The sequence below is a fragment of the Enterobacter sp. BWH52 genome, assembly GCF_001037565.1.
Lineage (GTDB): Bacteria > Pseudomonadota > Gammaproteobacteria > Enterobacterales > Enterobacteriaceae > Enterobacter > Enterobacter hormaechei_C.
On record NZ_KQ089856.1, the window covers coordinates 92412 to 105032 of the forward strand.

General features: G+C 53.7%; 10 protein-coding genes and 1 rRNA gene. 4 read left to right on the plus strand and 7 right to left on the minus strand.

Translation table 11 applies throughout. The features are described from left to right. Nucleotides 1-15: 15 nt before the first annotated feature. From phnE to SK47_RS21795, 5 genes are all read right to left on the minus strand, one after another. Nucleotides 16-795 carry a phosphonate ABC transporter, permease protein PhnE gene (gene phnE / locus SK47_RS21775; protein WP_023302942.1) on the minus strand — a complete coding sequence of 260 codons (780 nt, stop codon included), beginning with the start codon at nt 793-795 and terminating at the stop codon, nt 16-18. Nucleotides 796-848: 53 nt separating this feature from the next. Then, the gene (phnD, locus tag SK47_RS21780; protein WP_003860211.1) at nt 849-1865 is read right to left on the minus strand and encodes a phosphonate ABC transporter substrate-binding protein; all 1017 of its coding nucleotides are present in this window, start codon (nt 1863-1865) and stop codon (nt 849-851) included. A gap of 22 nt (nt 1866-1887) precedes the next feature. After that, nucleotides 1888-2676, minus strand: a complete 789-nt coding sequence (gene phnC / locus SK47_RS21785; protein WP_003860210.1) for a phosphonate ABC transporter ATP-binding protein — start codon at nt 2674-2676, stop codon at nt 1888-1890. Between the two features lie 173 nt (nt 2677-2849). Continuing rightward, a complete protein-coding gene (gene yjdN / locus SK47_RS21790) occupies nt 2850-3281 on the minus strand; it encodes a VOC family metalloprotein YjdN (protein ID WP_023315239.1) in 432 nt (143 codons plus the stop codon). Between the two features lie 80 nt (nt 3282-3361). After that, complete coding sequence (locus tag SK47_RS21795; protein WP_003860206.1) at nt 3362-3697, minus strand: zinc ribbon domain-containing protein YjdM; 336 nt, start codon at nt 3695-3697, stop codon at nt 3362-3364. A 591-nt stretch (nt 3698-4288) separates the two neighbouring features. Here SK47_RS21795 and crfC point away from each other — a divergent pair. Together crfC and SK47_RS21805 are read left to right on the plus strand one after the other, a co-directional pair. Further along, on the plus strand, nt 4289-6643 hold the full coding sequence (gene crfC, locus SK47_RS21800) for a clamp-binding protein CrfC (protein ID WP_023324027.1): 2355 nt from the start codon (nt 4289-4291) through the stop codon (nt 6641-6643). Further along, the gene (locus SK47_RS21805; RefSeq protein ID WP_003860203.1) at nt 6640-7518 is read left to right on the plus strand and encodes a diguanylate cyclase regulator RdcB family protein; all 879 of its coding nucleotides are present in this window, start codon (nt 6640-6642) and stop codon (nt 7516-7518) included. Before crfC ends, SK47_RS21805 begins: the two co-directional genes overlap by 4 nt. 36 nt (nt 7519-7554) lie before the next feature. Here the strand turns inward: SK47_RS21805 and kdgT are convergent, their stop codons facing one another. Continuing rightward, nucleotides 7555-8547 (minus strand): 2-keto-3-deoxygluconate transporter, encoded by a 993-nt coding sequence (kdgT, locus tag SK47_RS21810; protein WP_003860201.1) that lies wholly within the window; start codon nt 8545-8547, stop codon nt 7555-7557. Nucleotides 8548-9192: 645 nt separating this feature from the next. On the opposite strand from kdgT, the gene proP reads away from it, so the two are divergent. Next, complete coding sequence (proP, locus tag SK47_RS21815) at nt 9193-10695, plus strand: glycine betaine/L-proline transporter ProP (protein WP_003860199.1); 1503 nt, start codon at nt 9193-9195, stop codon at nt 10693-10695. Nucleotides 10696-10728: 33 nt separating this feature from the next. Here proP and SK47_RS21820 read toward each other — a convergent pair whose 3' ends face one another. Further along, nucleotides 10729-11682, minus strand: coding sequence for a nickel/cobalt transporter (locus SK47_RS21820; RefSeq protein WP_032608267.1), 954 nt, complete (start codon nt 11680-11682; stop codon nt 10729-10731). Between the two features lie 485 nt (nt 11683-12167). Between SK47_RS21820 and SK47_RS21825 the strand changes: the two genes are divergently transcribed. Further along, nucleotides 12168-12621 (plus strand): 16S ribosomal RNA (locus SK47_RS21825); the annotation flags it as partial.

Genomic DNA, 12621 nt, shown 5'->3' on the forward strand with positions numbered 1-12621 from the left:
TCAAAGCCTCGCTTCTCAGATGAAGTGCTTACGCAAACGTTGAGAGAGGAAATCCAGCAGGCTGACGGTGACGATGATGAGCACCATCAGGGCGCAGGTTTGCTGGAACTGGAAACCACGAATCGCTTCCCACAGGGTGACGCCAATGCCGCCTGCGCCCACCATGCCGACCACGGTGGCGGAGCGAACGTTGGACTCGAAGCGGTACAGGGAATAGGAGATGAGCAACGGCATCACCTGCGGCAGGACGCCGTACAGGATCTCTTCGATTTTGTTCGCTCCGGTTGCCCGGATGCCTTCCACCGGGCCGGGCTCGATGGCTTCAACCGCTTCGGAGAGCAGCTTGGAGAGCACGCCGGTGGTGTGGATGAACAGCGCCATCACGCCCGCGAACGGACCCAGGCCGACGGCGACCACGAATAGCATCGCAAAGACCATTTCGTTGATGGCGCGACAGGCGTCCATCAGGCGGCGCATCGGCTGGTAAACCCACCATGGCACGATGTTTTCGGCGCTCATCAGGCCAAACGGAATGGAGAGGATCACGGCGAGGGCGGTGCCCCAGACGGCAATTTGCAGGGTGATCGCCATTTCACCGAGGTAGTCCTGCCACTGGCTGAAGTCCGGTGGGAAGAAGTCGGCGGCGAAGGTCGCCATGTTGCCTGAGTCCCTGAAGAGCAGCAGCGGATCCATCTCCGCGCCCTTCCAGGAGATAACGAGCACCGCCAGCAGAACAGCCCAGCTTATGAGCGAGAACCAGCTGCGTTTTGGCGGCGGGAGGGTGATGGTTTGCATGTTGGCTCCTTTGGGTTTAGTCCCCTCTCCCTTGAGGGAGAGGGAGAAAGGCGTTACTGCACCGCTTTATTCACGCTGGTCATGGCGCCGAGCGCGGCGGTCAGGCGGTCAAGATCGTCCAGCTGCGCCTGAATTTCCGACACTTTGCTGGTCTTCTCTTCGTCCTTCAGGCCTTTGTTGTCCTTCACGCCCTGCATCTGCTTGAACAGCGCCAGCTGGCGAATCGGCACCAGCTGCAAATCGCTGGACGCGCGGAACGGTGCCCAGCCCAGACGTGCCAGAACCGCTTTCTCTTCCGGCGTTTTGCCGTAGTTCATAAAGAAGTCGTAGACCTTGTCCTTGGTGTTCTCGGAGAGGTTTTTGCGCCACACGATCGGGTCGCCCGGGATCAGCGGTGATTTCCAGATAACCTTGATTTCCTTCAGCTTGTCCGGCGCGGAGGTCTTCAGCTTGTCGAGGTTTTCAGTGTTGTTGGTAGCAACGTCAACCTGCTTATTCGCCACGGCCAGGGCATTGGTTTCGTGGCTGGCGTTAACCGTGCGCTTAAAGTCGCTGGCGGAGACGTTGTTTTTCGCGAAGACGTAGTAGCCAGGGACGAGGAAGCCGGAGGTAGAGTTCGGGTCGCCGTTACCAAAGGTCAGCTCTTTGCGTTTGGCGAGCATGTCGTTGAGGTTGTTGATCGGGCTGTCTTTGTTAACGATCAGCACGCTCCAGTAGCCCGGAGAGCCGTCTGCCGCAACGGTCTGGGCGAACACCTGGCCGTTCGCGCGATCTACCGCTTCCATAGCAGAGAGGTTGCCATACCAGGCGATGTCGACTTTGTTGAAGCGCATTCCTTGAATGATGCCCGCGTAATCCGGGGCGAAGAACGCGTTCACTTTGATCCCCAGTTTGGTTTCCATATCTTTCAGGAACGGTTCCCACTGGGGTTTCAGGTTCTGCTGTGATTCTGTCGAAATGATGCCAAAGTTCAGTGCTTTTTCCTGCTCCTCGGCGTGGGCCGGGCTTAACAGGGTGCTGATGCTGAACATGCTGGTGAAGGCCAGCGCGGCAACCGTTTTATAGCTCATTTCCATTCCTCGTTATGGGTCGTTATGCAGCCTGCGCGCGCTCTTCGACGCGGTTTACGCTGCGGTAGAGATGGTCAAAACGTTCGTTATCAAACTGGTGGCTTGCGCCATCAAAGAACACATGTCCCTGACGCAGGGCGACGATGCGCTCGCAGTAGCGCAGGGCGTAATCCACCTGATGCAGCGTCACCACCACGGTGATGCCGTCGTTCTGATTGATGTCGCGCAGGGTTTCCATCACGATGCGGGCGGACTCCGGATCCAGCGAGGCGATAGGTTCATCGGCCAGGATAATTTTGGCTTTCTGCATCAGGGCGCGGGCAATGGCGACGCGCTGCTGCTGTCCGCCGGAGAGCGTGGAGACGCGCTGGTGGGCGAAATGCGCCATGCCGACGCGGGTCAGCGCCTGTAAGGCTTCTTGCTTCTGGGATGGGGAGAACCAGCGCAGGCAGGTGCGCCAGAACGGGGTGCTGCCGAGCGCGCCAATCAGCACGTTCTCGAGCACGGTCAGGCGGTTCACCAGGTTGAACTGCTGAAAGATATAGCCCGTCTGAGCGCGGCTTTTGCGAATATCGCTCGCCAGACGCCCCGCATGTTGCACGGTGTTCCCCAGCAGTTCGACGCGGCTTTCCGGCGTTTTGTCACAGGTAATCAGGCCGCTCAAGTGACGAAGAAGGGTGGATTTACCTGAACCAGACGGCCCCAACAGCGCCACCATTTCGCCCTGCTGGACGGTCAGATCAACGGCATGCAGCGCCTTGTTGTGATGGAAGGTTTTGCTCAGTTTCTCGACGCGAATGACAGTTTGCATGTGCCCGGCCTCACGATAAATGTGGCCTCATGCTGGCGCATCAATATGACATTCAGGTTAAGTGTTGGTTGCGGGAGTTTGAAGAGTTGAGGGGAGTTTGATGACAATCACCCTAGGCCCGGCCAGCGCAGCGCCACCGGGCGCTGTTGCCGGATGCGCTGCGCTTATGCGGCCTACGATTTAACGACGTTAATCATCCACGGCACGCCGTATTTATCGGTGACTTTCCCGAATCCGTGCGCCCAGAAAGTCTCCTGCCAGGCCATTTCGACATTGCCGCCATCAGAGAGGTTGTCGAACCAGCGTTTGCCTTCATCCACGTCCTGCGTGTCGAGCACCAGCGTAAATCCGGCGTACTGCGTGCTGCTACCGGGTGGCAGACCATCGCTCATCATGATATCGCTTCCGGCAATGCGGACATTAGAGTGGGCGATGGCGGTATCCGGGAAGTTCATGCCTGACGGACAGCCTTCTTCGCTGTTTTCGTCTTTGGGCATTTCGCCGAAGGTGATTTTGTAGAGGAGTTCTGCGCCGACGGCCTGCTGATAGAAGGCGGCCGCCTCCGCACAGTTGCCGGCGAAAGAGATGTAGGGACTTAACGGCATAATCTTTACCTCACGTAAGAAAAGCCCGTTAAGTGTAGTTCCCGAACGCCCGGTAAGCGAAGCGTCACCGGGCGGGACAATCAGTTCTTTTTCACGAACTCAGATTTCAGTTTCATCGGACCGAAGCCGTCAATTTTGCAGTCGATATTATGATCGCCTTCAACCAGACGGATATTTTTAACTTTAGTGCCGATCTTCAGCATGGAGGAGCTGCCTTTTACCTTAAGATCTTTCACAACGGTAACGCTGTCGCCGTCTGCCAGCAGGTTGCCATTCGCGTCTTTCACGATCAGCGCATCGCTGTCCTGCGCAGGCTCCGCATCGTTCCATTCATGGGCGCATTCCGGGCAAACGAACATGCCATTGTCTTCATAGGTGTATTCAGAATTGCATTTCGGGCAGTGTGGAAGTTGCATGTGGGTATCCTCAAAAGTGTTAACACGCTGGAAAACGCCAGCTAAATGACGGCAGTGTGCCGAAAAAGGCAGCGAGTATAACGCAAATCCCCACTTTTGTCGGTGATATTGTTTTATAAAAATAGCGCATAAATGCGCAAGCGATGACACGAACTGTCAGTGAATTAAGGGAAGCGTATGCCCTGAACGGCAGAGATCGTAATCATACTAAATGTATCGAATATTTTATTACAGCAAATTGCTACGCTGTGCCATTTCGGATAAGGTGAAGGAACAAGCCGTTATTTATCTACCCTCCTCTGACGACATACATCTTTTGGCGTCAGGGAATACCTCTCTTTTTTGGTGGGTAAATAACGATGATATATCCTGATGTTTCCTGAAAATGCGTTTTGTCTATTCACTTTTGGCTTTCTGGCCAGGGGATGTTTTACACGTATTACGAGGGTGGGTTTTAAATTCTCATTATCTTCAGTTAGTTGTATTAAATGAACATGTTTTCCATACGTGATCATATAAGCCTGAAAAGTATAATTAAAACATCGTGGCTTAATAAAAGTAATAAATTTGCGTTAAGGGAAGGCTTTTATCATGCACACACAGACCATATTTGAATTAAGCCAGGAAGCTGAACGTTTGTTACAGCTCGCTCTGAACAATCTTGATTCATTAAAATCTATGCCGATTGCAAAGCTGGATAGCACAACCGCTGCCATGAGCGGCGTTAATAACAACGTTTTGCCATTGCATTTTAGCGCACGAGGTGTCGACGCTCAGCAGGCGATGCTGAATAATGAATTACGCAAAATAACCCGCCTCGAAATGGTACTGGCGATTGTGGGTACCATGAAAGCGGGAAAATCGACCACCATTAATGCGATTGTGGGCACGGAAGTGCTGCCGAACCGCAATCGTCCGATGACGGCGCTTCCCACGCTGATCCGCCATACGCCGGGCCAGAAGGAGCCGGTGCTGCATTTTTTGCACGTTTCGCCCATCGATACCCTGATTACCCAGTTGCAGAAAAAACTGTGCGATAAAGATCGCGGCAAGCTGGCGCGGCGTCTGGAAATCGACAAGGACATGAATACGCTGCTGGAGCGCATAGAAAGAGGTGAGGCGTTTGAAAAACATCACCTGGGCGCGGAGCCCATCTTTCATTGTCTGAAAAGCCTGAACGATCTGGTGCGGCTTTCTCAGGCGCTGGGCGTGGAGTTTCCGTTCTCTGAGTATGCCGCGATTGAACATATTCCGGTGATTGAGGTGGAGTTTGTGCATCTCGCCGGTCTGGATGCGCACCTGGGGCAACTGACGCTGCTCGACACGCCGGGGCCGAACGAGGCCGGTCAGCCGCACCTGCAAAAAATGCTCAATGAGCAGTTGGCGCGCGCCTCCGCCGTTCTGGCGGTGATGGACTACACCCAGCTTAAATCCATTTCTGATGCTGAGGTTCGTCAGGCAATTTCGGCTGCCGGGAAATCCGTGCCGCTTTACGCCCTGGTCAACAAATTCGATCAGAAAGATCGTAATAGCGACGATGAAGAGCAGGTGCGGGCGATGATTTCCGGCACGCTGATGAAAGGGAATATTTCTCCGGGGCAAATTTATCCGGTCTCTTCCATGTGGGCCTATCTGGCAAACCGCGCCCGCTATGAGATGAACGTCCATGGGCGCCTTCCCGATCATCAGGATCAGCGTTGGGTACAGGATTTTGCCGAGGCCGCGCTGGGCCGCCGCTGGCGAACGGCCGACCTGGACGATATTGGCCATATTCGCCATGCGGCGGATCTGCTGTGGGAGGATTCGCTGTTCGAACAGCCCATCCGCAAACTGATTTACGCGGCTTACGCCAACGCCTCACTGTTCGCTTTACGGTCGGCATCGCATAAGCTGCTGAACTATGCGCAAAATGCCAGAGAATACCTGGACTTTCGCCATCAGGGACTGACGGTCGCTTTTGATGAGCTGGAGCTGAATATTGCGCGCCTGGAAGAGGATATGACGATGCTGCGTCAGCGGCAGAGCGTGGTGAGCGATGAGGTCCAGCATGAAGTTGAAGAGGCGCTCAACGCAACGGATGCTTTTCTGCTTCGCCAGAAAGATGAACTTCACCAGGCGCTGGGCGACATTTTTAGCCGCCCGTCTATTCTTGACTTAGCAGGCCGCGAGCCATCCAGTTTGCGTGAAGACGACGCGGATGCGATCCAGCAGCTGGTGCTTGACGATGAAGGGCAGGCGCAGATTGTCCTGAGCAAGATCCGATCGTCATGCGAGCAGATTATGCTGAATGCGCAGAGCAGAATTGGCCGGGAGCTGGCGTTACGCTTCGATCAGCTGGAGTCTACGCTCGCCCGATCGTTGAATGAGGCGATGCGACCCATCGAGACGCGAATTAAGGAACAGCTCAGTCATGCCGGATTTCGGGCGCGGATTAGCTTCCCGGCGTTTCAGGCAAACCAGCTTAATTTCAATACGCGCGGGTTATTTAATGATGCCATTGTGCAGGACACCCCTCCCGCCAGTCAGCCAGCAGGGGCAGGCAGCGTACGTAATACCGTCTCGCGCTGGCTCAATAATCCCGGCTGGGGCTGGGAGGAGTATGTCGTGACGCGCACACGCTATGTCATCGACATCGCTCAGCTTCATGGCAAATTTACGCAACATACCGATCAGTTTTGCGATCAAATTCGTAAAGCTTTGGCCGCGCAGGTCGATGTCTCTGTTACGGCAGGTATGGCAACGTTCTTTGCAGAGTTTTCGTTGTGCCTGACCGGGTTACAGGAAAGCTTGCGTGATAGCCTTGCCGTTCGGCAGCAGAATGAGCATTCAACCCGGGCGCTTAGCCAGTTGTTGAAGCAAAGTATGACCACTGCGGCGTGGATTCAGGAAGATACCCGACTGTTACGCGATGATATTCAAACCTTATTCGCGGCAGAGCAACCATGACAACACAGCTACTGGACGGTCCCGGGCGGACGCTGGAGTGTATTCATCCAAAATTTATGGTCGATTTGGTCCAGGGGGCGGATGCTGCACGTCACGCCCTCCTGGGGCCACAGCAACTACAATTTCGTGAGCGTTTGACGCAGGAGATCATTACGCAGACCCGGCTGCGGCCGTGGGCAATGGCGGGAATGCTCAACGAAAATGCAGCACTGCGGCTGGGTCTGGCGGAGAAACTTGCCGGTATGCTCGACCCCGGACACCTTGCGCTGACCCGTATGTCCGACAGGCTGGTAGCCCTGCGCCAGCAGGTGAATCCACGCCTCCCTCAACCTCCCGGATTGTTGCAACAGTACGAGGAGCTCTCCGCACATTTCAACCAGCGTGCCGCCTATAAAGAGAAAGCGCTCGCGCAGCGCGGTCTTACGGTTCAGGCGGGTGAGCACAGCGAGCAAATTTTTACCCGCTGGCGAGCCGGGCAGTATGACGGCTGGTCGCTGGCTGGCCGCTGCTTTATCGTGCTGGAAGAGTTGCGCTGGGGGGCGTTTGGCGATGCCTGTCGTCTGGCGAATAGTGATGTGGCGGCCATGCTGAAAGATAACCTGCGCAGCATGGCCGCAAATTATCTGGCACAGGAGATTAATGCTTCTCCCACCACCCGGCATTTTTACCATCAGTGGCTGACGACGCCCGCTTCTCCCGGTCTGATTGATTATAAAGATATGCTGGGCTGGCTGGGGGACTGGTGTCAGGCGGAAAAACATCCGGTGAGCTGGTCAGTGACGCAGAGCTGGCAAACGGTCGCGCTGGGGATGCCAAGACTCTGTTCGGCAAAACGGCTTGTGGATGGCATGGTGGAAGAGATATTTGGTACGTGATTGCCCCCCCTCTTTTTAAAGAGGGGGGCGAAAGGGTTAGTGGTGCATTTCTACCGCTTCATGTTCTGTCCGGGACTCAGGCACATGCCCAAAGCGTCTGGCGTACAGTGCCGTGATGATAGGGACCAGAATTGCCGTCACAATCACGCTGGCGGCAACCAGAGCCGTGGCGGAAGCGGCTACGGGTTCAAAGGCCGGGTTAATCTGGGCGATAATCACCGGGTTGGCTACCGCAGCGCCTGCGGCCGAAGAGGCGGCCACACCCGCGGTTCCGTTGCCGCCCCCGATGACGCGGTCTGCAATAATCAGCGGAATACCCGTGATGACGATGACGGCAACACCCAGCACAATACCCAGCAGGCCGGTTTCCAGAATTACGTTCAGGTTGATGGTATTGCCCAACGCGAAGCCGAAGAACGGGATCAGTACCGGGGTGGCTTTGCTGAAGAAATCGCGCAGATCGTGATCGAGGTTACCCAGCGCAAAACCAATCAGGAACGGCAGGATCGCCCCGACAAAATGGTGTAGTTCAAAGGAGGCAAGGCCAGCAGAACCCAGAATCAACATCGTCATCAGTGGACCCGACTCCAGGGACATCAGCACGAACGCGCCCGATTCTTCTTTGGTGCCATATTGATTCATCAGGCTGGCATAGAGACCGCCGTTGGTCATATCCATTGCTGAGACAATGGCCAGAACGGATAATCCGGCGAAGAAGCCAGTCTGAATTCCATTCTCCGGAATGAACATCGCACAGATCATGGCAACAACCCAGGCGACCGCAATTTTAGTAATGACCAACGTCCCTGATTTACGTAATACCGTACCTGTTGCACGCAAGTTAATAGATGCGCCGATGCAAAAGAACCAGACTGCCAGAATCGGTACCGTTCCGGTGATCATACCTTTTGTAAAACCGCCAAAATAAGCACCGGTATTCGGGGCCAGCGTATTTAATATCGCGCCAAGTACCAGCGGGACCAGCATCATCCCGCCCGGGATGCGTTCTATAGTTGCTTTAATCTTCATCATTAACCCTCACATCTCGCCCGCGTGGCTGGCGGAAATCTCAAAAATAGATCAACAAATTCAAATGATTGCCTTTTTGGAAGCCAATCGATTCGTTACTTATGCTGTAAAGTGAAATTAAGGCGTTCAGTATTCCTTCATTTGAAAGCCGCTGAGATATCGTGTTCGGATTTATCATGCGATCTTTGGAATTGCGATTCAATCAAAACGAAACACTGTTTTAGTTATCTCCGTCACATATTGAATGGAAACAGGATTGCCCACGATTAATAATTAAATTTTGTGTAAATTCGCTGTGAAGAAATGTGATTGTATTTTGTTTGGGAATGAATAATAACGGGCGTTAAGATCTGTTTGATAAGGGGGTTGAGAATGACCTTACTTATCGTGAATTGACAAAAGCTGAAGGCATCTTACGAACAGGAAAAATATATGTGAAGTTGATCACATATATAAACGCTGGTAGGGTAAAAAGGTCTTTAACTGCCCAGACAGGCGTCAACAGGTTCGGTTGTATTGAGGTAAAACGTCAATGTAAGTAAACCTGCTACGCTTGAATAAGGAGATTCGCATGGAGCGGATCTCTGGTTCACAGCTTGCAAAATGCGCTGTGAAACGGACGGGGCTGAGTCTACGAGGAAAGCTATGCTTAGAAGGAAAAAAGTAAAACCCATCACGCTGCGCGATGTCACCATTATTGATGACGCGAAACTGCGCAAAGCGATTACAGCGGCCTCGCTCGGTAATGCGATGGAGTGGTTCGATTTTGGTGTTTACGGCTTTGTGGCCTATGCACTTGGTAAAGTGTTCTTCCCCGGTGCCGATCCCAGCTTGCAGATGATTGCCGCGCTGGGTACGTTCTCCGTTCCCTTCCTGATTCGCCCTCTTGGTGGTCTTTTCTTCGGCATGCTGGGTGATAAATATGGTCGCCAGAAAATCCTGGCTATTACCATTGTCATCATGTCGATAAGTACATTCTGTATCGGCCTTATTCCGTCGTATGCGACTATTGGTATATGGGCGCCGATTCTGCTGTTGATCTGTAAGATGGCGCAGGGCTTCTCCGTTGGCGGCGAATATACCGGTGCATCGATTTTTGTCGCCGAATATTCTCCGGACCGTAAACGCGGCTTTATGGGCAGCTGGCTGGACTTTGGTTCGATTGCCGGATTCGTCATGGGCGCGGGGGTTGTCGTTCTGATCTCAACCGTAGTGGGTGAAGAGAACTTCCTTGACTGGGGCTGGCGTATTCCGTTCTTCCTGGCGCTGCCGCTGGGCATCATTGGGCTTTACCTGCGTCACGCCCTGGAAGAGACGCCTGCGTTCCAGCAGCACGTTGAAAAGCTGGAGCAGGGTGACCGTGAAGGGTTACAGGATGGCCCGAAAGTGTCGTTCAAGGAGATTGCGACCAAACACTGGCGCAGCCTGCTGACCTGTATTGGTCTGGTGATTTCCACCAACGTCACCTATTACATGCTGCTGACCTACATGCCGAGCTACCTGTCGCATAACCTGCACTACTCGGAAGACCACGGTGTGCTGATTATTATCGCCATCATGGTAGGTATGCTGTTTGTGCAGCCGATTATGGGTCTGTTGAGCGACCGCTTTGGCCGTAAGCCATTCATTATTCTCGGCAGCGTCGCCTTGTTCGCACTGGCAATTCCGGCCTTTATTCTGATTAACAGCAATGTGCTGGGGCTGATTTTCGCCGGTCTGCTGATGCTGGCAGTGATCCTTAACTGCTTCATCGGGGTGATGGCTTCTACGCTGCCGGCAATGTTCCCGACGCATATTCGCTACAGTGCGCTGGCGGCAGCCTTTAATATCTCCGTTCTGATTGCGGGCCTGACGCCGACACTTGCTGCTTCACTGGTGGAGAGCACGCAGAACCTGATGATGCCTGCTTACTATCTGATGGTCATTGCGGTGGTCGGCCTGATTACCGGTATTACCATGAAGGAGACGGCGAATCGTCCCCTGAAAGGGGCAACGCCTGCGGCGTCTGATATTCAGGAAGCGAAAGAGATCCTGCGTGAGCACTACGATAATGTAGAGCAGAAGATTGAAGATATTGACGCAGAGATCGAGGCGCTCCAGAAAAAACGTTCTCGCCTGGTTGACCAGCATCCGAGAATTAACGAGTGATAAAAAAACCCGCCGCTGGCGGGTTTTCTTTTATTAGCATCCTGCGGCGATGTAGTCGCCGCCAGCGCTGACGGGGATCACCGTCAGGAACAGGACCGTCGCGAACAGTATCAGAACAACCCCTCCGGCAATTTTGACCATCGGCATTATCCAGTTCAGGGACGTGCCGCCACCAAACCAGGCTACTGTGCGTTCACGTGCGTAACGTACTGCCAGCGACAGCCCCATAATCGACAGCGCCGTGCCCAGCGACATTGTCATCACAGCAGCAATCCCCCAGCTAATAATGCCGAGCGCATTCGAGAACATCAGGATCATAATTGCCCCGCTGCACGGGCGTGCGCCTATGGCCAGCACCACGCCCAGACGGGTTTTCCAGTCGCTTTTAGCCAGATCCACCCCTACGCCGTGATGGCCGCAGCCACAATGTTCATTATGCTGGTGAAGCGGCTTGATGGCGCTAATCGCCATTTTGCGCGGACGCAGGCTGCTGAGCGCCTGATAAATGATAAATGCACCGAAGGCGGCAATCAGTAGGGCGCTGATTTTCTCGACGTACCAACGGCTGGTGCTGATATCCCCTGACGCGAGGTTCAATCCAACCGCCAGGATAAAGACAAAGGCGATTGCGCTGACGCCCTGCATCAGGCTACCGATAAACGGTACGACGCGCGCCGCGAGCTGGCTCTCTTTATTGGTGGTGAGATACGTGGTGACGATGAATTTGCCGTGTCCCGGTCCAACGGCATGGAGTACACCATAAAGAAACGCACCGGTTAACAACCACAGCCCACCGCTGTACTGATGATTATTAAGTTGCAGCAAATACATCACCAGATAACGGTGCAGGGTGATCTGGGTGGCGAGGCACCACTGAATAAAAGCATTCCAGTGCTCATGCAGCGCAAAACCTGCCATAAGTAACACCAGCACGGCGAGCCCGGCAGTTGGGAGACGCCAGTCACGTTGAAGTCGTTGTGTCGTCATGAGGTTGACCCGCGAGAGAAATATTTGCCGCTAGTATAGTGTTCAAATCGCTGAATCACACCGGGATCGTCAATGGATTGTGGATAAGTCTGTGCGTAAAAAGGTATAAGGCGGGGTTTTGCTGGGGAATACAGCAGTCAGTCATTTTTTTGCAACTTTTCTGTTGCGGTCGCTCGGGAACTCCCTATAATGCGCCTCCATCGACACGGCGGATGTGAATCACTTCACAAACAGCCCGGTCGGTTGAAGAGAAAAAATCCTGAAATAACGGGTTGACTCTGAAAGAGGAAAGCGTAATATACGCCACCTCGCAACGGTGAGCGAAAGCCGCGTTGCACTGCTCTTTAACAATTTATCAGACAATCTGTGTGGGCACTCAAAGTGACATGGATTCTTAACGTCCTCGGACGAAAAATGAATACCAAGTCTCAACGAGTGAACACGTAATTCATTACGAAGTTTAATTCATTGAGCATCAAACTTTTAAATTGAAGAGTTTGATCATGGCTCAGATTGAACGCTGGCGGCAGGCCTAACACATGCAAGTCGAACGGTAACAGGAAGCAGCTTGCTGCTTTGCTGACGAGTGGCGGACGGGTGAGTAATGTCTGGGAAACTGCCTGATGGAGGGGGATAACTACTGGAAACGGTAGCTAATACCGCATAACGTCGCAAGACCAAAGAGGGGGACCTTCGGGCCTCTTGCCATCGGATGTGCCCAGATGGGATTAGCTAGTAGGTGGGGTAACGGCTCACCTAGGCGACGATCCCTAGCTGGTCTGAGAGGATGACCAGCCACACTGGAACTGAGACACGGTCCAGACTCCTACGGGAGGCAGCAGTGGGGAATATTGCACAATGGGCGCAAGCCTGATGCAGCCATGCCGCGTGTATGAAGAAGGCCTTCGGGTTGTAAAGTACTTTCAGCGGGGAGGAAGG